Consider the following 20,593-nt stretch of genomic DNA (forward strand, 5'->3'; position numbering starts at 1 on the left):
ATTCACACCATGAAACAGGTCACTTCTCCCTAGCGTTCACATTTCACCGAGTTGAAAACTCAAAAACCACGCTAACTCATCGGCTAATTACCGAGAATATTTAGCGTTCTCGCTATATTTATTAATATAATTTTTCATACTGAGAATAAATTCACCTTTTTTACAGATATAAGGATTTTAATCAGAGGGTTGCAGGTGAAGGCATCACCACCCAGGCTCTATGCACGCTGGCATGAACAATCTCTCATGCAGTACGGTGATTAGAGATGAATTTCCATTTTATTCTTTAACATCAAAAGAATAAGGCCATTATCCGCAGCAGTGCATCGTTTCAGCTATAAATGGTTATAGTTCTTATTCTCTTTTGTTAGGAATATTCCCGTGGAGTGTTACGGTTTTCAATTCGATAAAAACATTATCTTTTGTATGAATTTTAATTCACCTAAATAGTAATGTACCGCTCCGTGACTTTTATTTTTCACAAACAGAAGTCTGCTTTTAATTACAATCGGAACAAGTTGAAAAAATAAAAAACACATTCATAAAAAATGAAACATGGTTATGAGTTAATAACCATAATGATATTGAGGATACCTCCATTTAATCTCAGACGATAACATAAACCACATTCATTATGAGGATTTTGACATCAGCAGAGATGCTTTTCATTTCTCTTCCTGACGCGCGCCTTTGACACGCTCTTGATTTACGCCTCCTTACCGATACGAGTTTCTCCCGATGTGAGTGTCTGTTATTATTAACAGATAAGTGGGTGAAATATTACACCATACCATTAGGAATCAAGAGGTTATTCAATTCATGGCACTCATCGGAATATTCTTTGGCAGTGATACTGGCAACACTGAAAACATTGCTAAAACGATCCAACAGCAGTTAGGCACCAACGTTGCGGATGTCCATGACATCGCCAAAAGCAGCAAAGAAGACCTCGAAGGTTTCGATATTCTGCTGTTGGGTATTCCAACCTGGTATTACGGTGAAGCCCAATGTGATTGGGATGATTTCTTCCCGTCACTGGAAGAAGTTGATTTCACAGGAAAATTGGTTGCTCTGTTTGGTTGCGGCGATCAGGAAGACTATGCGGAATACTTCTGTGATGCCATGGGCACCATCCGTGACATTATTGAACCGCGCGGTGCGACGATTGTCGGCCACTGGCCAACAGAAGGCTATTACTTTGAAGCCTCTAAAGGGCTTGCAGACGACAATCACTTTATTGGTTTAGCTATCGATGAAGACCGTCAGCCTGAACTCACCAGCGAACGTGTGACGACGTGGGTAAAACAGATCAGCGATGAGCTGAACCTGAAAGAGCTGGTTGGCTAATCCATTTTTGGCTCTGATACCCCCTATCAGAGCCAAAACAGCATTGATAGATAAAACCTTTCATAATAATTGATACATTTTTTTAACTTCTATCAGTAAACCTGTACAATAATCCCATCGGTTTTATAGGTGCATCTTCATTTCCTCATTCATCAACAACGGATTGCGTTGTATACCAGTAGTGTGAATGGGGACAATATTGTTAACATTCCCTTGTTTTCATTTTGTATGTGCGGTTCTATAATTGGGACGTTATTACATTTTTTGAGCCGACCGATGTCATAGGCTAGGCAGCCTCCATTGATAAGTAAGCAACAGGACTAAACCCGCATGACTGACAACAATACCGCATTAAAGAAGGCCGGCCTGAAAGTCACTCTTCCAAGACTGAAAATACTGGAAGTGTTACAGGATCCTGTCTGCCATCACGTCAGTGCGGAAGATTTATATAAGAGACTGATTGATATGGGCGAAGAGATTGGTCTTGCTACCGTCTATCGCGTACTCAACCAGTTTGATGATGCGGGTATCGTCACCCGTCATAACTTCGAAGGTGGCAAATCCGTCTTCGAATTGACGCAGCAGCATCATCACGATCACTTAATTTGCCTCGACTGTGGCAAAGTCATTGAATTCCGCGATGAATATATCGAAGCACGTCAGCGCGAGATCGCAGAAAGACACGGCATTAAACTGACCAACCACAGTTTGTATCTCTATGGGCATTGCAGTGAAGGGGATTGCCGAGAGGATGAAACCCTGCACGATTCCACACGATAAATCGACCGCATAAAAAAATAAAACCGCCGAGGCGGTTTTATTTTTGTCTTTTTACCGGGTAACTTTAGCCTACCCAGGTATCTCGTAGTCCAACCGTACGGTTAAACACCAGGTGTTCCGAACTTGAGTAAATGCGATCGGCACAGAAGTAACCTTCGCGCTCAAACTGATACGCTTTCTCTACTTCAGCCTCCGCCAAACTCGCTTCTACAAAACCTTGCGTAATTTTCAGTGAGTCAGGGTTAATCGTCGACAGGAAATCTTCCGCCGCAGCAGGATTTGCCACACTAAACAAACGATCGTACAAACGGAATTCCGCCGGCACCGCATGCGCCGCAGAAACCCAGTGGATAACGCCTTTTACTTTACGACCATCCGCAGGATCTTTGCTCAGCGTTTCCGCATCATAACTACAGTAAATCGTGGTGATGGTACCCTGCTCGTCTTTTTCAATACGATCGGCTTTGATCACATAAGCATTACGCAGGCGAACTTCTTTACCCAACACCAGACGCTTGTACTGCTTGTTAGCTTCTTCACGGAAGTCAGCGCGATCGATATACACTTCACGGCTGAATGCCACCTGACGTGAGCCCATCTCTGGTTTATTCGGATGATTTGGCATCGCAACAAACTCTTCGTGGTCGGCTGGCAGATTTTCGATCACCACTTTGATCGGATCCAGCACTGCCATCGCACGCGGAGCATTTTCATTCAGGTCATCGCGGATACAAGATTCAAGCGCGGCCATTTCTACGTTGTTATCCTGCTTCGTTACGCCGATGCGTACACAGAATTCACGGATAGAGGACGAACTGTAACCACGACGACGCAGACCCGAGATGGTCGGCATACGCGGATCGTCCCATCCTTCAACGACGTTTTCCACGACCAGTTGATTCAGCTTACGCTTGGACATAATCGCGTATTCGAGGTTAAGGCGGGAAAATTCATACTGACGTGGATGGCAAGGAATCGAGATGTTATCCAGCACCCAATCGTACAGGCGGCGGTTATCCTGGAATTCCAGCGTACACAGCGAATGAGTGATCCCTTCCAGGGCATCGGAAATACAGTGGGTGAAGTCATACATCGGGTAGATGCACCACTTATTCCCCGTCTGATGGTGATCGGCGAATTTAATGCGATACAACACGGGATCACGCATCACGATAAAGGACGATGCCATATCGATTTTTGCACGCAAACAAGCAGTACCTTCCGCAAACCCACCGTTACGCATCTTTTCAAACAGCGACAGGTTTTCCTGCACAGTGCGATCGCGGTAAGGGCTATTTTTACCCGGCGCCGTCAATGTGCCACGGTATTCACGAATCTGTTCAGGCGTCAGTTCATCAACGTAAGCCAGCCCTTTACCGATCAACTCAACCGCATAAGCGTGCAGTTGATCGAAATAATCAGAAGAATAGCGAACATCGCCGCTCCATGAAAAACCCAGCCACTCGACGTCACGTTTGATCGACTCAACGTATTCGATATCTTCTTTTACCGGATTGGTATCGTCAAAACGCAGGTTGCACTGCCCCTGATAGTCACGTGCGATACCAAAATTCAGGCAAATAGACTTTGCATGCCCAATATGCAGATAGCCGTTCGGCTCTGGCGGGAAACGCGTCTGAATATGGTCATGCTTACCGGACGCCAGATCTTCATCGATAATCTGACGGATAAAGTTGGTTGGGCGGGCTTCAGCCTCACTCATTCTTCATTCCTCAATGCTAAAACGACGTATAACCGACAATGATCCAACAAGCTACGCTGGGAAACAACCGTTAGTTTCATTTAATTATTCATAACGAAAAAAAAGGGCGAGATTGCTATCTCGCCCATCGCTTTCATCGGCATAACACCGCGTTAAACAAGTAACGCCGTCACATTACGCTTTGTCATGTTCTGCTTTCAGTGCGGTTGCGATCGATTCAGCCTGCGTGCCCACGACAATCTGCACACTCTGCTTATTCAGACGAATAACACCTGCCGCACCAAGACGCTTCGCTTGCGCATCATCAACCAGAGAAGAGTCAGCCACATTCAAACGCAAACGCGTGATACAAGCATCAATGCCGATCACGTTGGCTTTACCGCCAAGCGCCTGCAAATAGCCGCGCGCCAACGTCACCGTATCACTTGATTTTTCACTCGCAGAGGCAGTACTTACGTCATATCCATCGGCTTCGCTACCGCTCACTGCCAGCTCGCGTCCCGGTGTTAATAGATTGAAGCGCGTGATAGTAAAGCGGAACACCACATAGTAAATAACGAAGAATACCAGCCCTTGTGCAATCAGCATGTACCACTGGGTGGCCAGGGGGTTACGCGAGGACAGCACCATATCCACCAGACCGGCACTGAAGCCAAAACCGGCAATCCAATGCATACTAGCCGCGATAAAGACGGAGAAGCCCGTCAGTAACGCATGCAGGAAGTACAACACTGGCGCAACGAACATAAATGAGAATTCCAGCGGCTCAGTGATGCCAGTGAAGAATGAAGCAAACGCCGCCGCCAGCATGATCCCCGCAACTTTACTTTTGTTCTCAGGGCGCGCGCAGTGGTAAATCGCCAGCGCGGCTCCCGGCAGGCCAAACATCATAATCGGGAAGAAGCCCGCCTGATAACGTCCGGTGATCCCCACCACGGCTTTGCCAGAATCGATTGACTGCTGGCCTGCGAGGAAGTTAGGAATATCATTGATACCCGCAACATCAAACCAGAACACGGAGTTGAGCGCGTGGTGCAACCCAACAGGAATCAGCAAACGGTTAAAGAAGGCATAAACCCCAGCACCAGCAGATCCCAACTGTTGAATATGTTCACCAAACGATACCAGCGCATTGTAAATCACTGGCCAGACGTACATTAAAATGAACGCCACCAGAATCATCAGGAAAGAAACCAGAATCGGTACCAGACGCCGCCCACTGAAGAACGACAGCGCTTTAGGCAATTCAACCTGGCTGAAGCGGTTATACAATTCGGCGGACATGACACCGACCAGAATCCCGATAAACTGGTTTTCAATCTTGCCAAACGCAGCGGGCACCTGTTCAACAGGGATCCGCTGGATCATGGCGACAACGGCCGGGGAACACAACGTGGTCAGCACCAGATAACCGACAAAACCGGTTAATGCCGCCGCGCCATCCTTATCTTTCGACATACCGTAAGCGACACCGACCGCAAACAGCACCGCCATATGCCCGATAATCGCCTCACCCGATTTGATGAGAAGTGCTGCCAACGCGTTTTCGCTTCCCCAACCAACCGGATCAATCCAGTAACCTATCCCCATCAGGATAGCGGCAGCAGGCAGTGTCGCGACAGGCACCATCAATGCCCGGCCGACTTTTTGTAAATAGCTCAGAGTACTCACTTTTCCCTCTCTTACCTTTGCGAGGTAAATGAAATGTTGTGGGGCAAACAAACCTGCCAATAAATTTCACTGCCGAAAAACTTCACGATTACAAAGCGTCATTGTCGAAAAAACAGGCACAGCGATAGTTCTTAGGGGGAGTGTAAGAAAAATAATTCGCTACACAAATTAAACCCCGTAATTATGTGATAAAAATCACCAAAAAACTGCATATAAAAAGTTTATACCTGAATAAAACCCCAACTTATTTCAAGATTAAAAAAAACAGAGTAGACTAATTTTAATGCATAGACAAAACGCGTGACTGGCGTGATTTGCGCAATAACGTCTTTAATTCCACTAAAAATCAGGAGAGCGCTGATGAGACTCATTCCCTTAACTACCGCCGCCGACGTCGGAAAATGGGCCGCCCGCCACATTGTTGAGAAAATTAATGCCTTCAATCCCAGCGCTGAGCGCCCTTTCATTCTTGGGCTACCAACAGGCAGTTCACCGCTGGAAGCATATAAATCGCTGGTCGCCATGCATAAAGCGGGTCTGGTGAGCTTCAAACACGTTGTAACTTTCAACATGGATGAATATGTCGGCCTGCCGACCGATCACCCGGAAAGCTATCATACCTTCATGCACCAGAATTTCTTCAATCACATTGATATTCCGCGTGAAAACATTAACCTGTTGAACGGCAACGCAGAAGACACCACAGCAGAATGTCGCCGTTATGAAGAGAAAATAAAGTCCTACGGGAAAATTCATCTTTTCATGGGTGGCGTGGGCAATGACGGACATATCGCCTTCAATGAACCCGCCTCCTCCCTGGCTTCCCGCACTCGCATCAAAACGTTGACGGAAGAAACCCGTATCGCCAATTCTCGTTTCTTCGGTGGGGACGTCAGTCTGGTGCCTAAATTTGCCCTGACCGTGGGCGTCGGTACGTTGCTGGATGCCGAAGAAGTGATGATTCTGGTGACCGGTCGCAACAAGGCTCAGGCACTACAGGCAGCGGTCGAAGGCAACGTCAACCACATGTGGACCATCAGCTGTCTGCAACTTCATGCTAAAGCCATTATGGTTTGTGACGAACCTTCAACAATGGAGCTGAAGGTAAAAACCGTTAAATATTTCCGTGAGTTAGAAACGGAAAGTATGAAAAATCTTTAACCGATCGCGGGAGTCGATGATGTACGCCTTAACCCATAGCCGGATTTTCACCGGCCATCAGATTCTGGATAATCACGCCGTCGTGATTGCTAATGGGCTGATCGAGCGAGTCTGCCCACTTGCTGAGCTCCCTGCTGACATTGAACAACGCGATCTGGGCGGTGCGTTTCTCGCTCCAGGGTTTATCGATCTCCAACTAAACGGCTGCGGCGGAGTGCAATTTAACGACTCGCTGGATACGATCTCCGTCAAAACGCTGGAGATCATGCAGCAGGCGAATCAGCGTTCGGGCTGCACCAGTTTTTTACCCACGCTGATTACCTCCAGCGATGCGTTTATGAAACACAGCATCAACGTAATGAGAGACTGGCTGGCGCAGAATAAACATCAAGCGCTTGGATTGCACCTCGAAGGCCCGTGGCTGAACGTGATAAAAAAAGGCACACATGATCCTGCTTTTATCCGCAAACCAACGCAAGATCTCGTCGATTTTCTGTGTACCAACGCGGATGTGATTACGAAAATTACGCTGGCGCCGGAAGAAGTCGAACCGGCAGTTATCCGCCAGTTAACGGCTGCGGGTATTATCGTCTCCGCCGGACACTCTAACGCTACCTGGGAACAGGCTAAGCAGGGCTTTTCCGCTGGCATTCGCTTCGCCACTCACCTATTCAACGCCATGCCGTATTTGACTGGGCGTGAACCTGGGCTAGTCGGCGCGATTTATGACGCCCCAGAAGTCTATTGTGGCATTATCGCAGATGGTCGACACGTAGACTGGGCCAATATTCGCAACAGTAAGCGTATCAAGGGCGATAAACTGGTTCTGGTGACCGACGCCACGGCACCGGCTGGCGCAGATATTGACCAGTTCATTTTTGCTGGTAAAACCATATACTACCGTGATGGCATTTGTGTCGATGAACACGGCACCCTGAGCGGTTCGGCACTGACGATGATCGAAGCCGTGCGTAATAGCGTCGAACACGCTGGTATCGCACTGGATGAGGCAATTCGGATGGCTACGCTCTACCCCGCTCGCGCCATCGGCGTCGATAGACAGTTAGGCAGTATTGAAAGCGGTAAAGTGGCCAATCTGACCGCATTTGACCGTGATTATCACATTCTCAAGACCTTTGTTAACGGTAATCCTGTTTGGGGATAAAGCGAGAAACGTCTTGGGGTAAAACGGAAATACGCAGGGGTAAACCGAGATAAGGTTTCCCCAACGTTGAGTTAAACCTAAGCGAGTAACCTTTAATGACCACAGGCGGACAGGCGCAGATAGGGAATGTCGATCTGGTTAAGCAATTAAACAGCGCGGTGGTTTACCGCCTGATTGATCAGCAAGGCCCAATCTCACGGATTCAGGTAGCAGAACAGAGCCAACTCGCGCCCGCCAGCGTCACCAAAATAACCCGCCAGCTTCTGGAACGCGGACTCATCAAAGAAGTCGATCAGCAGGCTTCCACTGGTGGCAGACGCGCCATTTCGATTATCACCGAAAATCGCCCTTTCCATACCATCGCCATACGTCTTGGTCGTTATGACGCCACCATCGCGCTGTACGATTTGCAGGGAAAAGCGCTAGAAGAAACGCACTACGACCTGCAAGAAAAAACTCAGGAGGCGCTGGAAGCCACGCTCTTTCAGTCTATCAGTGACTTTATCACCATCCACCAACGCCGTATCCGCGAGCTTATTGCGATCTCCGTGGTGCTGCCGGGGTTGGTCGATCCGGTTGCGGGCATTGTCCGCTATATGCCGCACATCAGCGTAAATAACTGGCAACTGGTTGAAAACCTGCAACGCCACTTCAACGTTATCAGCTTTGTCGGCCACGACATCCGCAGTCTGGCACTGGCAGAGCATTATTTCGGTGCCACCCACGACTCAATGGATTCTATTCTGGTACGTGTGCATCGCGGTACGGGGGCGGGTATCCTCGTCAACGGACAAATTTTTCTCGGCAGTAACGGCAACGTGGGCGAGATTGGCCATATTCAGATCGATCCACTCGGCGATCGCTGCCACTGTGGTAACTTCGGTTGTCTGGAAACGGTTGTCGCCAACGGAGCAATTGAACAACGTGTACAACATCTGCTGCGCCAAGGCTACCCCAGCAAGCTTTCTGCAAATAACAGTACGATTTCGGCAATTTGCAAAGCGGCAAACCGGGGCGACGCCCTCGCCCGTGAGGTGATCGAACAGGTTGGACTCAATCTTGGTAAAGCACTTTCCATCGCGATCAATCTGTTCAATCCACAGAAAGTCGTGATTGCTGGTGAAATTACCGAAGCAGAAAAAACACTACTTCCTGCGATTCAACGCTGCATCAACACGCAGGTACTGAAAGAATTTCGTCATAACCTGCCGATTGAGATTTCCAGCCTCAACCATCTTTCGGCTATCAGCGCCTTTGCATTGGTCAAACGTGCGATGCTAAATGGTGTTCTGCTACAGCAATTGCTCGAAAACGCCTGATTCCCTTTCTGGCCGGATTATGTAATCACTAAAAACCCGGCCTTTCCCTTCCATGTATTTGACGAATCAACACCAAAAAACCCAATAAATTAACGAAACACCACAGCAATGGCTTTTTTCATTAAATAATATTGAATTCCTATGGCACTTTGATGCTAAATCAATGGCACTAAGGTCGAATTCGTAATTATTGGGAGTCATGTATGTGTTCTATTTTTGGTGTGCTTGATCTGAAAAGCGATCCTATTGAGCTGCGTAAGAAAGCGTTGGAATTATCCCGTTTAATGCGTCACCGCGGGCCAGATTGGTCCGGCGTTTATGCCAGCGACAAAGCGATTCTGGCTCACGAACGTCTGTCTATCGTTGACGTCAACACAGGGGCACAACCGCTTTACAACGCCGAGCGCACCCACATTCTGGCCGTTAACGGTGAAATTTATAACCATCAGGCATTGCGCCAGCAATATGGTGACCGTTATGCGTTTCAGACTGGCTCCGACTGTGAAGTCATCCTGGCGCTGTATCAGGAAAAAGGCCCAGAATTCCTAGATGAACTCCGCGGTATGTTCGCTTTCGCACTGTATGACAGCGAAAAAGACGCCTACCTGATTGGGCGTGACCACCTCGGTATCATCCCGCTGTATATGGGCTACGATGAGCACGGTAACCTCTACGTCGCTTCTGAAATGAAAGCGCTGGTACCGGTTTGCCGCACCATCAAAGAATTCCCGGCAGGCAGTTACCTGTGGAGCAAAGACGGTGAAATCCGCGAATATTACCAGCGTGACTGGTTTGACTACGATGCGGTAAAAGACAACGAAACGGATAAAGAAGCACTGCGCGATGCGCTGGAAGAAGCCGTGAAAAGTCACCTGATGTCTGACGTGCCTTACGGCGTGTTGCTCTCTGGCGGTCTGGATTCTTCTGTTATCTCAGCGATCACCAAAAAATATGCCGCTCGTCGCGTAGAAGATGATGAGCGCAGTGAAGCTTGGTGGCCTCAGTTGCACTCCTTCGCTGTGGGTTTGGAAGGCGCACCAGATTTGAAAGCGGCGCAGGAAGTTGCTAACCACTTAGGCACCGTACACCACGAAATTCACTTCACCGTGCAGGAAGGGCTGGATGCGATTCGCGACGTGATTTATCACATCGAAACCTATGACGTCACCACGATTCGTGCTTCAACGCCAATGTACCTGATGTCGCGTAAAATCAAAGCGATGGGCATCAAGATGGTGCTGTCAGGTGAAGGTTCTGACGAAGTATTCGGCGGCTACCTCTATTTCCACAAAGCGCCAAACGCCAAAGAACTGCATGAAGAAACCGTGCGTAAGTTGCTGGCACTGCATCAGTATGACTGCGCTCGCGCTAACAAAGCGATGTCGGCATGGGGCGTGGAAGCTCGTGTACCATTCCTGGACAAAAACTTCCTCGATGTCGCCATGCGTATCAACCCACGCGACAAAATGTGTGGCAACGGCAAGATGGAAAAACACATCCTGCGCGAGTGCTTTGAGTCCTACCTGCCGCACAGCGTTGCCTGGCGTCAGAAAGAGCAGTTCTCTGATGGCGTGGGCTACAGCTGGATCGACACGCTGAAAGAAGTGGCTGCTAACCAGGTTACCGATCAACAATTGGAAACGGCACACTTCCGCTTCCCATACAACACGCCAGGCTCCAAAGAAGCGTATCTGTACCGTGAAATCTTCGAAGAGCTGTTCCCAGTTCCAAGTGCGGCAGAATGTGTCCCTGGTGGCCCCTCCGTCGCCTGTTCATCGGCTAAAGCGATTGAATGGGATGAATCCTTCAAGAAACTGGATGATCCGTCAGGCCGCGCGGTTGGTGTACACCAATCAGCCTACAAATAATTCGGTTTAATTTCTCCAGTCAACGGGCCTTTCAGGCCCGTTTTTGTACGCTTAATTGATTGGGAATGCGTGCTTTTTGGCGTTTTTCTCACCATACTGTTCACAACCCAAACAAACGGTACATTGAGGACACTTTTCGGGAAAAAACTAGTTGACGCAATTAGGCCAACTACGCATAATGCGCCCCGCAACGCCGATGAAGGTGACGCGGAAAAGATGGCTACGTAGCTCAGCTGGTTAGAGCACAGCACTCATAATGCTGGGGTCACAGGTTCGATTCCCGTCGTAGCCACCATCTTTTTGCGGGAGTGGCGAAATTGGTAGACGCACCAGATTTAGGTTCTGGCGCCGCAAGGTGTGCGAGTTCAAGTCTCGCCTCCCGCACCATTATCATCTTGTCGGTCTGACATCGCTTTTCGAAGCTTGTTAGTGTTTTGTAGTGATTGGGGTATCGCCAAGCGGTAAGGCACCGGTTTTTGATACCGGCATTCCCTGGTTCGAATCCAGGTACCCCAGCCATTTCAAAACATATGCTGAAAAATTCGTTGTCCTGTTGGGGTATCGCCAAGCGGTAAGGCACTGGTTTTTGATACCAGCATTCCCTGGTTCGAATCCAGGTACCCCAGCCATCTACTTGATAGTAGAAGATTTTGTTGAAGTGAAGTAAGAATAGCAGTACATTTGGCTACGTAGCTCAGCTGGTTAGAGCACAGCACTCATAATGCTGGGGTCACAGGTTCGATTCCCGTCGTAGCCACCACATTTTTGGGGTATCGCCAAGCGGTAAGGCACCGGATTCTGATTCCGGCATTCCGAGGTTCGAATCCTCGTACCCCAGCCAAATTAAGCTGGTAAAACAGCAAGAAACGGGGCGACAATCGAAAGATGTCGCCCCGTTTTGTTATGTCTGGCATTAACATAGTCTAGTGCTAACATATCCAAACCAACTATATCGATTTTCCCAAAAGGGCAGGCATGAAGGTTTTATCTACATCCTCTGTTATGCATGATTTCAACCACGTTGTTGTGCCACAGCAGAATGACGTCAGCCAGCCGTGGCGATCTGCCATACGTATGCAGCTAAGTAAACTGCTACTCGGCATGGCGCTACTGTTTTGTTTTCTCACTCCGACTTATGCTGCCGATGCAGCGTCTTTCAAGATGTCAGCACAAACGTTCGCTGATCGGATGAATGCCAATCTGGCGAAACTCAATATCCCTCTCAAGTTGACGATTAATCTGGAAAAGGGAACGTCCGTCGATGACTTTCAGCACATTTTTAATGAGCACGTCGGATTAATTGGGTCCGTAGCGAGTAAAACCCAAAAGCTTAATGGGCTCGTGATACTCAACGCCACGTCAGAATCCCCCGAAGCAACAAGACAAAATCTGCAAATCGTCACTGCTGCGTTTTCTGCACTATTGGGTGAGAACTCATCAGGTGAAAATAGTCTCGAAAGCCCTGAGATAACAGCGATGATGTTCAGCCTGCTTCAGGATAGCCAGACCTCAGGTAAAGGCATGCGGCAGTTAGGAAACGTTCGCTTTACGGCAACAACTAACGAGGACACCGATATCATTTTCACCGCCGAGCCAGTGTTATAGCGAACGGTGCCCTTATTATTGGTCAGACACCAATGGCATATTTCAATGCGCGCTGTTTTAACGCACCAGCGCGCTGTGCAACCATCAGCGCCATATTACGGGCAAAACTCAGCGGCGGTAATGCGTTACTAAACGCGTTATAGAATAAATCCATCCCGCTTTGCATCATCAGGTTATCCGGTAGACGGCGGCACTGATAGCGGCGTAAAACACGTTCAGAGGCCCACTCTTCTCCCGCATTACGCGCGTTGATCAACACATCCAGCAGCGCTTCAACATCGCGATATCCCAAATTAACGCCCTGCCCTGCCAACGGATTAATGGTATGGGCCGCATCACCCAGCAAGACTAAACCGGGCTTGATATAGGTTTGCGCATGGCGTCTAACCAGCGGGAATGACCCGGCTGAGAGCGCTTTGACTGCGCCCAATCGTTCAGGAAAAGCGACCGCAATTTCTTTATCCAACTGTGCAAGCGGCATCGCCTGAAGCTGACGAATACGCTGTGGGCTGTCATACCACACCAACGATCCCCATTGGTCAAAGAGCGGTAAAAACGCTCGCGGGCCGCTCGGAGTGAACTGCTGCCAGGTAACATCCTGCTGCGGTTGTGAAGTTTCAACACCGATCAACATACAAGACTGACGATACTGCCAGCCGCTGATGCCAATCCCTGCCCACTGGCGAACCTGAGAGTTCGCGCCATCGGCACCAATAACCAGCGAAGCCGTTAGCTTCTGCCCGTCGGCAAGCTGTAAACACCAGCTATCATCCGTACGCTGCAGGCCTTGCGGCGTAGCTGGGCAATAACATTGGCAACGGCTCTCTTCCTGTAAACTTTCCCAGAGTGCCAGTTGCAGCACACGGTTTTCCACCATGAAACCCAGTTCAGGCAGGTGAATATCGGCGGCATCAAAAACGACTCTGGCATTCTCCCATTCCCAGGTTTCCAGCCGTCGATAAGGCGCGCTGCGCATCTGCCTCACTCGCTGCCACGCCCCTAGTTCTTTCAATAGCGCAACCGACGCATAGCCAATCGCTGAGATCCGTAAATCTGGTGGACTGGCAGCATCAAACGGCGTCGGCATTTCCTGCTCAATCACCGCAACCTGGAATCCTTGTTGTGCCAGCCCAAGCGCCGCAGCCGCACCGACCATTCCACCGCCAACCACAATCGCATCGTAATGCATATTGGCTTTATCCTCTCTGGTTCTGGTTTATTCACACCAGTAAAAATGCCTGAAAATAGTGTACTGGATTTGCGGGTGATTTTTCAGAAAAGCCGCATTTTTATAGAAAGTAAGGAGTTAACAAATCAGCTCATCTTCCAGTACTGGTCACAACGTCAGCTAACGATTACAATACCCACCCCAAATGAGGGGAATCTTTCTTATCCGCACTGAGTAATGGCAAGTCGATGACAAAAAAACTGCATATTAAAACCTGGGGCTGTCAGATGAATGAGTACGATTCATCAAAGATGGCTGATTTACTGGGAAGTACGCACGGCTATGAGCTTACTGAAATCGCTGAAGAAGCTGATGTCTTGCTGCTCAATACCTGCTCGATCCGTGAAAAGGCGCAGGAAAAGGTCTTCCATCAACTTGGTCGCTGGAAAGCGCTGAAAGATCTTAATCCGAATTTGATTATTGGCGTCGGTGGCTGTGTTGCATCGCAGGAAGGCGCGCACATTCGTGAGCGTGCGCACTACGTTGACGTTATTTTTGGCCCACAAACGCTGCACCGCCTGCCGGAAATGATTAATCACGTTCAGGGCACACGTAGCCCCATCGTTGACATCAGTTTCCCTGAAATCGAAAAATTTGACCGCCTGCCAGAACCGCGCGCCGAAGGACCAACGGCATTCGTCTCCATCATGGAAGGCTGCAATAAATATTGCACATTCTGCGTTGTGCCTTATACCCGTGGCGAAGAAGTCAGCCGCCCATGTGATGATGTACTGTTTGAAATCGCTCTACTGGCCGCGCAAGGCGTGCGTGAAGTTAACCTTCTGGGGCAAAACGTTAACGCCTATCGCGGCGAAACCTATGACGGTGAAATCTGCTCTTTTGCTGAGCTGCTGCGTCTGGTCGCCGCCATTGATGGGATCGATCGTGTCCGCTTCACCACCAGCCATCCAATTGAGTTCACAGACGATATTATCAGCGTTTATGAGGACACACCGGAGCTGGTCAGCTTCCTGCATTTGCCAGTGCAAAGCGGTTCTGACCGCGTACTGACAATGATGAAACGCCGTCATACCGCACTGGAATACAAGGCCATCATTCGTAAGCTGCACAATGCACGTCCAGGCATCCTGATTAGCTCTGACTTTATCATTGGCTTCCCTGGCGAAACGCAGGCTGACTTTGAACAAACGATGAAGCTGATTGCCGATGTGAATTTCGATATGAGCTACAGCTTTGTCTACTCTGCCCGTCCGGGAACACCGGCTGCGGATATGGTCGATGACGTACCGGAAGAAGAGAAAAAACAGCGTCTTTACCTTCTGCAAGAACGCATCACCCAGCAGGCTATGCGATTTAGCCGCCTCATGTTGGGCACCGTTCAGCGTATTCTGGTGGAAGGTACCTCGCGTAAGAGCGTGATGGAGTTGTCTGGTCGTACGGAAAACAACCGGGTCGTCAACTTCGAAGGGACGCCGGATATGATTGGTAAATTTGTCGATGTTGAAATCGTTGATGTTTATACCAACTCGCTGCGTGGCATCGTGGTGCGTACCGAAGATCAAATGGATCTGCGCGTACATGAATCACCGTCTTCCGTAATTGCTCGAACCCGTAAAGAGAACGAGATCGGCGTCGGATTCTACCAGCCGTAATCGACTTTCATTCGCTTGAATATTATTGTGGGTGGCTCTGCCGCCCATTTTTTATGCCGGGCTATCCCTACCTGCCACCCCTCGGGCCGCTGCCTTACAGCGTTGAAAAACGCTCCCCGCGTTTTTTTATGGCAGGCTATCTTTAACCTTCAATCCACTTCAATTTCATGACGCTTACATTTGCTTTTGCGAAGCAGCATCCCAATATCATTATTGTGACTTGCAGCATTGGGCATTCACGATGAATAATTCACTCACATGGCGGACACATCAGGCCATCTGATAACAGTTCATTTTGTGCGGGCAGAAATCGTGCCAGCACAGTAACGCTCAAGAGGAATAATTTGAACGTAACGACAAAAGAAATTGCCCTTGAACCCGCAGATAATCAACGCCTGCTCAGCCTTTGCGGTCCATTTGATGACAATATTAAGCAGTTAGAGCGCCGCTTAGGCATCGAAATCAATCGCAGAGACAATCAGTTCAAACTGGTCGGCAAGAGCCTGCTGACTCAGGCTGCGGCTGACATCCTACAACGTCTGTATGTCGATACAGCTCCGGTACGTGGTGTCATCGGTGATATCGATCCTGAACAAATCCACCTTGCAATTAAAGAATCTCGCGTGCTGGAGCAGTCTGCGGAACACGTTCCTGACTATGGCAAAGTGGTCAATATCCGTACCAAGCGCGGCGTAATCAAACCGCGCACGCCGAATCAAGCACAGTATGTCGCCAACATCCTCGATCACGACATCACGTTCGGCGTTGGCCCGGCGGGTACGGGGAAAACCTACCTGGCCGTCGCCGCCGCCGTGGATGCATTGGAACGTCAGGATATTCGCCGTATTCTGTTAACTCGCCCAGCGGTCGAAGCCGGTGAGAAACTGGGCTTCCTGCCTGGCGATCTCAGCCAGAAAGTCGATCCCTACCTGCGCCCACTTTATGATGCCCTGTTTGAAATGCTGGGCTTTGAGCGTGTCGAGAAGCTTATCGAACGTAATGTGATTGAAGTTGCGCCACTGGCTTACATGCGTGGCCGAACGCTGAACGATGCCTTTATCATTCTGGATGAAAGCCAGAATACCACCATCGAACAGATGAAAATGTTCCTGACACGTATCGGGTTCAACTCAAAAGCCGTCATCACTGGCGACGTCACACAGATAGACCTGCCAAAGAATCTGAAATCCGGCTTACGCCACGCGATTGAAGTGCTGACCGATGTGGAAGAGATTAGCTTTAATTTTTTCCACAGCGAAGACGTAGTACGTCATCCGGTGGTTGCGCGGATTGTGAATGCCTATGAAGCGTGGGAAAATGCCGACCAGAAACGTAAAGACGCCTTAGCAGAACAGCGTAAGCGTGAAGCGCAGGCAGCGGCATCAGATCAGGAGCAAAAATGAGTCAGGTGATTCTCGATTTACAAATCGCCAGTGAGCAAGCGCAGGGACTACCGGAAGAAAAAGACTTTCAGCGCTGGCTGGAAGGCGTTCTGCCGCAGTTTCAGGAAATCTCTGAAGTCACCATCCGTATCGTGGATGAAGCAGAAAGTCGCGACCTGAACAATACCTATCGCGGTAAAGACAAACCGACCAACGTGCTGTCGTTTCCTTTTGAAGCACCGCCCGAAGTCGAGCTTCCTCTGCTTGGCGATTTAATCATCTGTCGTCAGGTTGTCGAACATGAAGCAACAGAGCAGGAAAAAACCGCAGAAGAGCACTGGGCGCACATGGTTGTCCATGGTAGCCTGCATCTGCTAGGGTATGACCATATCGAAGACAGCGAAGCCGAAGAAATGGAAGCGCTGGAAACCGAGATTATGCAGAGTATGGGTTATGCCGATCCTTACCTTGCAGAAAAAGATGGCCTCACCGAATAAATAGAAATACATTTTATATGACCCTAAATAATTCGAGTGCAGGACAAAACGTTATCGTTTTGAACAACGCAAAGCGTTGGCCCGCTAGGGCGAGTACCATTTATGGGACTCGTAACGCGGCAAGGGAGTGAATCCCGATGAGCTTACTCAGGTAAGTGAGTCGGGTGAGTGACAAATCTGCCAGAGGCAGGTTTGAACGCTGCTTGCAGCGACCCCTGCGGGGCGAGACACACATCAGTGTGTCGAGTAGCGCAGCCAACGCACGTGCAGCTTGAAGTATGACGGGTCTGCTCGAGATCGGGAAGATGTCGGGTACTTATCAGCAACTGTGCCGCTTCCAGTTGCTGGCAATAATTCCTTAACAAGAGTGATGTTAATTAAAACGCATGAGCGACGACCATTCTCAAAACAGCGATGCACCCAGTCCCAAAAAGGGCTTCTTTTCTCTTATTCTTAATCAGCTTTTTCACGGCGAGCCAAAAGATCGTAACGGTTTACTCACACTGATTCGTGATTCCGAACAGAATGAACTGATCGATCCTGAAACACGAGATATGCTCGAAGGCGTCATGGATATCGCCGACCAGCGTGTACGCGACATTATGATCCCCCGCTCGCAGATGATTACGCTCAAGCGCGATCAAACGTTGGAAGAGTGTCTGGACGTGATTATCGAATCCGCCCATTCCCGCTTCCCCGTTATTAGCGAAGATAAAGACCACATTGAAGGCATCCTGATGGCCAAGGATTTGCTGCCGTTTATGCGCAGCGATTCCGAACCGTTCAGTATGGATAAAGTCCTGCGCTCCGCCGTCGTTGTGCCGGAAAGTAAACGCGTTGACCGGATGCTGAATGAGTTCCGCTCGCTGCGCTATCACATGGCGATTGTCATCGATGAATTTGGTGGCGTATCCGGTTTGGTCACGATTGAAGATATTCTTGAACTGATCGTCGGCGAAATTGAAGACGAATATGACGATGAAGAAGACAGAGACATTCGTCAGCTTAATCGTCAGACCTACACCGTTCGTGCTTTAACCGATATAGAAGATTTTAACGAGGCTTTCGGTACACGGTTCAGCGATGACGAGGTCGATACCATTGGCGGCTTGGTTATGCAATCTTTCGGCCATCTTCCTGCTCGTGGCGAAACCATCGACATAGAAGGTTACCTGTTTAAGGTTGCGATGGCAGACAGCCGCCGTATTATTCAGGTTCATGTCAGAATCCCTGACAACGCCCCTCAACCAAAATTGGAAGAATAATTTGGCAATGGTTGTCGCTTCTTTTCTACAACGCCAGCAGGTTAAAGCCCTGCTGGCGCTCTTATTTGGTGCCTGTGGCACACTAGCGTTCTCTCCCTTTGATTTCTGGCCTGCGGCGATTATCTCGCTCATGGGGCTACAGGCGCTGACGCTAAACCGCACGAGTCGTCAGTCAGCCTGGATCGGATTTTGCTGGGGACTAGGTCTGTTCGGCAGCGGCGTAAACTGGGTTTACGTCAGCATCTCGCAATTTGGCGGAATGCCGGGCCCAGTCAATGTTGCGCTAGTCATTCTGCTTGCAGCCTATTTGTCTCTCTATCCTCTGCTGTTTTCCGCCTTGCTCTCGCGACTGTGGCCGAAAACAACGCTATGGCGTCTGGCACTCGCCGCCCCCGTACTCTGGCAGTTAACAGAATTTCTGCGCGGCTGGGTGCTCACCGGTTTCCCGTGGCTGCAATTCGGCTACAGCCAGATTGACGGCCCGCTAAAAGGTATTGCACCCATTCTGGGTATCGACACCATTACCTTCCTCTTGATGAGCCTCAGCGGGCTACTCGTTTATGCCATCAATCAACGCAAGGTCGTCCCAGCGGCCATTGCTATCGGTGTTTTCGTTTTATCATGGCCACTGCGCAACGTGCAGTGGTATACCCTGCAACCTGAACGCGCCGTCAATGTCGCACTGGTGCAGGGCAACATCCCTCAGGCTATGAAGTGGGAACAAGATGAGCTGCTGAACACCCTGAGGATATATTTGGATAACAGTCTGCCCTACATGGACAAGGCACCTATCGTTATCTGGCCGGAAACGGCAATTCCTGATATTGAAAGCCGTCAGAACGCTTATTTAAAGCAAATTGACGATATCCTGCGTAGCCGTAATAGCAGCCTGATTACGGGTATCGTCGATATTCGGCGCGATGGCAATAAGACCGATTTTTATAACTCAATTATCGTACTCGGCGACAAAGAGCCGTACAGCTATCCCACGACGAACCGCTACAACAAAAACCATCTGGTGCCTTTTGGCGAGTTTGTTCCGCTGGAAACATTGTTACGCCCACTGGCTCCGTTCTTCGATCTTCCGATGTCGTCATTTAGCCGTGGAGACTATGTTCAGCCACAGCTTTCTGTCCATGGTTTCAAACTTAATGCCGCCATTTGTTATGAAATCATCTTAGGCCAACAGGTGCGTGATAATTTCCGGCCAGACACCGATATGCTGCTGACCATCTCAAACGACGCCTGGTTCGGTCACTCAATCGGCCCATGGCAACATTTCCAGATGGCACGTATGCGAGCGCTGGAATTAGGGCGTCCTCTGGTTCGTAGTACCAATAACGGCGTCACTGCGGTGATTGCGCCCGATGGCGAGGTCAGCGCCAGTCTGCCGCAATTTACGCGTGCAGTGCTGGACACGCAGGTCGTTCCTGCAACTGGAATAACGCCTTATGCCCGTTTCGGGTCCTGGCCGCTCTGGATCGTAACGCTGTTGGGTGGCGTTGTAGCTGTATTCTACGGTTTACGTCGCCGATAATAGTCCCTTCCTCACTTCCCTAAGGGCATGCTTTTGCATGCCTTTTTTATTTATGGCACGGTATTTGCCTCTTATTACTCTGTAAATGGTTGTTTCTGTACTTTTTTGGATATTACGTCAGCTTAAAGCCCCTTCTCAGGGCAAGTAACGCACCAAATTGGTGCCAACCTCTGACATTGCTGCCATTTGGTGCGGCAGATATCGCAAAAAGAAAACATTTCCATTTCAATCTATTTACAATCAGCTATTTTTTAACTGTGTACGCAGTAACTTCGCGCTTTAACGGTGCAACGTTATCACTGGGAAGTAGCAAAGTGTCATGAGTGACTCAGCGATGCGATGTTAACTTGAAGACAGTGTTAACTTGAAGATAACGAACACATTAACCATATGGTTATTGATGACAGCGCTATAACTATTGCAGCAACGACA

15 protein-coding genes and 6 tRNA genes are annotated in these 20,593 nt (G+C 49.2%); 18 read left to right on the forward strand and 3 right to left on the reverse strand.

Annotation, left to right across the window (positions count from 1 at the left end; genetic code table 11):
- Window positions 1–819: 819 nt before the first annotated feature.
- Both fldA and fur read left to right on the forward strand, forming a co-directional pair.
- Window positions 820–1,347 (forward strand): flavodoxin FldA, encoded by a 528-nt coding sequence (fldA, locus tag CLR69_RS09670; protein ID WP_010285453.1) that lies wholly within the window; start codon window positions 820–822, stop codon window positions 1,345–1,347.
- Between the two features lie 330 nt (window positions 1,348–1,677).
- Complete coding sequence (gene fur / locus CLR69_RS09675) at window positions 1,678–2,127, forward strand: ferric iron uptake transcriptional regulator (protein ID WP_129703590.1); 450 nt, start codon at window positions 1,678–1,680, stop codon at window positions 2,125–2,127.
- A 64-nt stretch (window positions 2,128–2,191) separates the two neighbouring features.
- Here the strand turns inward: fur and glnS are convergent, their stop codons facing one another.
- Together glnS and nagE are read right to left on the reverse strand one after the other, a co-directional pair.
- A complete protein-coding gene (gene glnS, locus CLR69_RS09680; RefSeq protein WP_129712522.1) occupies window positions 2,192–3,850 on the reverse strand; it encodes a glutamine--tRNA ligase in 1,659 nt (552 codons plus the stop codon).
- Window positions 3,851–4,024: 174 nt separating this feature from the next.
- A complete protein-coding gene (gene nagE / locus CLR69_RS09685) occupies window positions 4,025–5,521 on the reverse strand; it encodes an N-acetylglucosamine-specific PTS transporter subunit IIBC (protein ID WP_129703587.1) in 1,497 nt (498 codons plus the stop codon).
- Window positions 5,522–5,881: 360 nt separating this feature from the next.
- Between nagE and nagB the strand changes: the two genes are divergently transcribed.
- The 11 genes from nagB to CLR69_RS09745 all read left to right on the forward strand — a co-directional run bounded on the left by nagB (window position 5,882) and on the right by CLR69_RS09745 (window position 12,639).
- Window positions 5,882–6,682: a glucosamine-6-phosphate deaminase gene (gene nagB / locus CLR69_RS09690; RefSeq protein WP_129703585.1), complete on the forward strand. Its 801-nt coding sequence runs from the start codon at window positions 5,882–5,884 to the stop codon at window positions 6,680–6,682.
- Between the two features lie 19 nt (window positions 6,683–6,701).
- Window positions 6,702–7,847: an N-acetylglucosamine-6-phosphate deacetylase gene (nagA, locus tag CLR69_RS09695; RefSeq protein ID WP_129703583.1), complete on the forward strand. Its 1,146-nt coding sequence runs from the start codon at window positions 6,702–6,704 to the stop codon at window positions 7,845–7,847.
- A gap of 95 nt (window positions 7,848–7,942) precedes the next feature.
- Window positions 7,943–9,166 (forward strand): DNA-binding transcriptional regulator NagC, encoded by a 1,224-nt coding sequence (nagC, locus tag CLR69_RS09700; RefSeq protein WP_129712523.1) that lies wholly within the window; start codon window positions 7,943–7,945, stop codon window positions 9,164–9,166.
- Window positions 9,167–9,369: 203 nt separating this feature from the next.
- A complete protein-coding gene (gene asnB, locus CLR69_RS09705) occupies window positions 9,370–11,034 on the forward strand; it encodes an asparagine synthase B (RefSeq protein ID WP_129712524.1) in 1,665 nt (554 codons plus the stop codon).
- A gap of 218 nt (window positions 11,035–11,252) precedes the next feature.
- Window positions 11,253–11,329, forward strand: a tRNA-Met gene (locus CLR69_RS09715).
- Between the two features lie 7 nt (window positions 11,330–11,336).
- Window positions 11,337–11,421: transfer RNA gene (locus tag CLR69_RS09720), tRNA-Leu, on the forward strand.
- A gap of 57 nt (window positions 11,422–11,478) precedes the next feature.
- A tRNA-Gln gene (locus tag CLR69_RS09725) sits at window positions 11,479–11,553 on the forward strand.
- A gap of 35 nt (window positions 11,554–11,588) precedes the next feature.
- Window positions 11,589–11,663 (forward strand) — tRNA-Gln (locus CLR69_RS09730).
- Between the two features lie 54 nt (window positions 11,664–11,717).
- Window positions 11,718–11,794: transfer RNA gene (locus CLR69_RS09735), tRNA-Met, on the forward strand.
- Window positions 11,795–11,800: 6 nt separating this feature from the next.
- Window positions 11,801–11,875 (forward strand) — tRNA-Gln (locus CLR69_RS09740).
- A 134-nt stretch (window positions 11,876–12,009) separates the two neighbouring features.
- Window positions 12,010–12,639 (forward strand): hypothetical protein, encoded by a 630-nt coding sequence (locus tag CLR69_RS09745; RefSeq protein ID WP_129712525.1) that lies wholly within the window; start codon window positions 12,010–12,012, stop codon window positions 12,637–12,639.
- A 22-nt stretch (window positions 12,640–12,661) separates the two neighbouring features.
- On the opposite strand, the gene ubiF is transcribed toward CLR69_RS09745, so the two are convergent.
- A complete protein-coding gene (gene ubiF, locus CLR69_RS09750) occupies window positions 12,662–13,828 on the reverse strand; it encodes a 3-demethoxyubiquinol 3-hydroxylase (protein WP_129712526.1) in 1,167 nt (388 codons plus the stop codon).
- Between the two features lie 227 nt (window positions 13,829–14,055).
- On the opposite strand from ubiF, the gene miaB reads away from it, so the two are divergent.
- The 5 genes from miaB (at window position 14,056) to lnt (ending at window position 20,161) form a co-directional block, all read left to right on the forward strand.
- Window positions 14,056–15,480: a tRNA (N6-isopentenyl adenosine(37)-C2)-methylthiotransferase MiaB gene (miaB, locus tag CLR69_RS09755; RefSeq protein ID WP_129712527.1), complete on the forward strand. Its 1,425-nt coding sequence runs from the start codon at window positions 14,056–14,058 to the stop codon at window positions 15,478–15,480.
- Between the two features lie 344 nt (window positions 15,481–15,824).
- On the forward strand, window positions 15,825–16,883 hold the full coding sequence (locus tag CLR69_RS09760; RefSeq protein ID WP_129712528.1) for a PhoH family protein: 1,059 nt from the start codon (window positions 15,825–15,827) through the stop codon (window positions 16,881–16,883).
- On the forward strand, window positions 16,880–17,359 hold the full coding sequence (ybeY, locus tag CLR69_RS09765; RefSeq protein ID WP_129703569.1) for an rRNA maturation RNase YbeY: 480 nt from the start codon (window positions 16,880–16,882) through the stop codon (window positions 17,357–17,359). The genes CLR69_RS09760 and ybeY overlap by 4 nt, the downstream gene beginning before the upstream one ends.
- Before the next feature lie 386 nt (window positions 17,360–17,745).
- Window positions 17,746–18,624: a CNNM family magnesium/cobalt transport protein CorC gene (corC, locus tag CLR69_RS09770; RefSeq protein WP_010285415.1), complete on the forward strand. Its 879-nt coding sequence runs from the start codon at window positions 17,746–17,748 to the stop codon at window positions 18,622–18,624.
- Window positions 18,625–18,631: 7 nt separating this feature from the next.
- Window positions 18,632–20,161, forward strand: coding sequence for an apolipoprotein N-acyltransferase (gene lnt / locus CLR69_RS09775; protein WP_129712529.1), 1,530 nt, complete (start codon window positions 18,632–18,634; stop codon window positions 20,159–20,161).
- The last annotated feature ends 432 nt before the right edge of the window (window positions 20,162–20,593 follow it).

It is taken from the genome of Pectobacterium zantedeschiae (assembly GCF_004137795.1).
In the GTDB taxonomy this organism is placed as follows: Bacteria; Pseudomonadota; Gammaproteobacteria; order Enterobacterales; family Enterobacteriaceae; genus Pectobacterium; species Pectobacterium zantedeschiae.

What these genes read in the sequence shown, in the direction of transcription:
- fldA (WP_010285453.1), top strand. Translation starts at nt 820, where the DNA reads ATGGCACTCATCGGAATATTCTTTGGCAGTGATACTGGCAACACTGAA.
- fur (WP_129703590.1), top strand. Translation starts at nt 1,678, where the DNA reads ATGACTGACAACAATACCGCATTAAAGAAGGCCGGCCTGAAAGTCACT.
- glnS (WP_129712522.1), bottom strand. Translation starts at nt 3,850, where the DNA reads ATGAGTGAGGCTGAAGCCCGCCCAACCAACTTTATCCGTCAGATTATC.
- nagB (WP_129703585.1), top strand. Translation starts at nt 5,882, where the DNA reads ATGAGACTCATTCCCTTAACTACCGCCGCCGACGTCGGAAAATGGGCC.
- nagA (WP_129703583.1), top strand. Translation starts at nt 6,702, where the DNA reads ATGTACGCCTTAACCCATAGCCGGATTTTCACCGGCCATCAGATTCTG.
- nagC (WP_129712523.1), top strand. Translation starts at nt 7,943, where the DNA reads ATGACCACAGGCGGACAGGCGCAGATAGGGAATGTCGATCTGGTTAAG.
- asnB (WP_129712524.1), top strand. Translation starts at nt 9,370, where the DNA reads ATGTGTTCTATTTTTGGTGTGCTTGATCTGAAAAGCGATCCTATTGAG.
- CLR69_RS09745 (WP_129712525.1), top strand. Translation starts at nt 12,010, where the DNA reads ATGAAGGTTTTATCTACATCCTCTGTTATGCATGATTTCAACCACGTT.
- ubiF (WP_129712526.1), bottom strand. Translation starts at nt 13,828, where the DNA reads ATGCATTACGATGCGATTGTGGTTGGCGGTGGAATGGTCGGTGCGGCT.
- miaB (WP_129712527.1), top strand. Translation starts at nt 14,056, where the DNA reads ATGACAAAAAAACTGCATATTAAAACCTGGGGCTGTCAGATGAATGAG.
- ybeY (WP_129703569.1), top strand. Translation starts at nt 16,880, where the DNA reads ATGAGTCAGGTGATTCTCGATTTACAAATCGCCAGTGAGCAAGCGCAG.
- corC (WP_010285415.1), top strand. Translation starts at nt 17,746, where the DNA reads ATGAGCGACGACCATTCTCAAAACAGCGATGCACCCAGTCCCAAAAAG.
- lnt (WP_129712529.1), top strand. Translation starts at nt 18,632, where the DNA reads ATGGTTGTCGCTTCTTTTCTACAACGCCAGCAGGTTAAAGCCCTGCTG.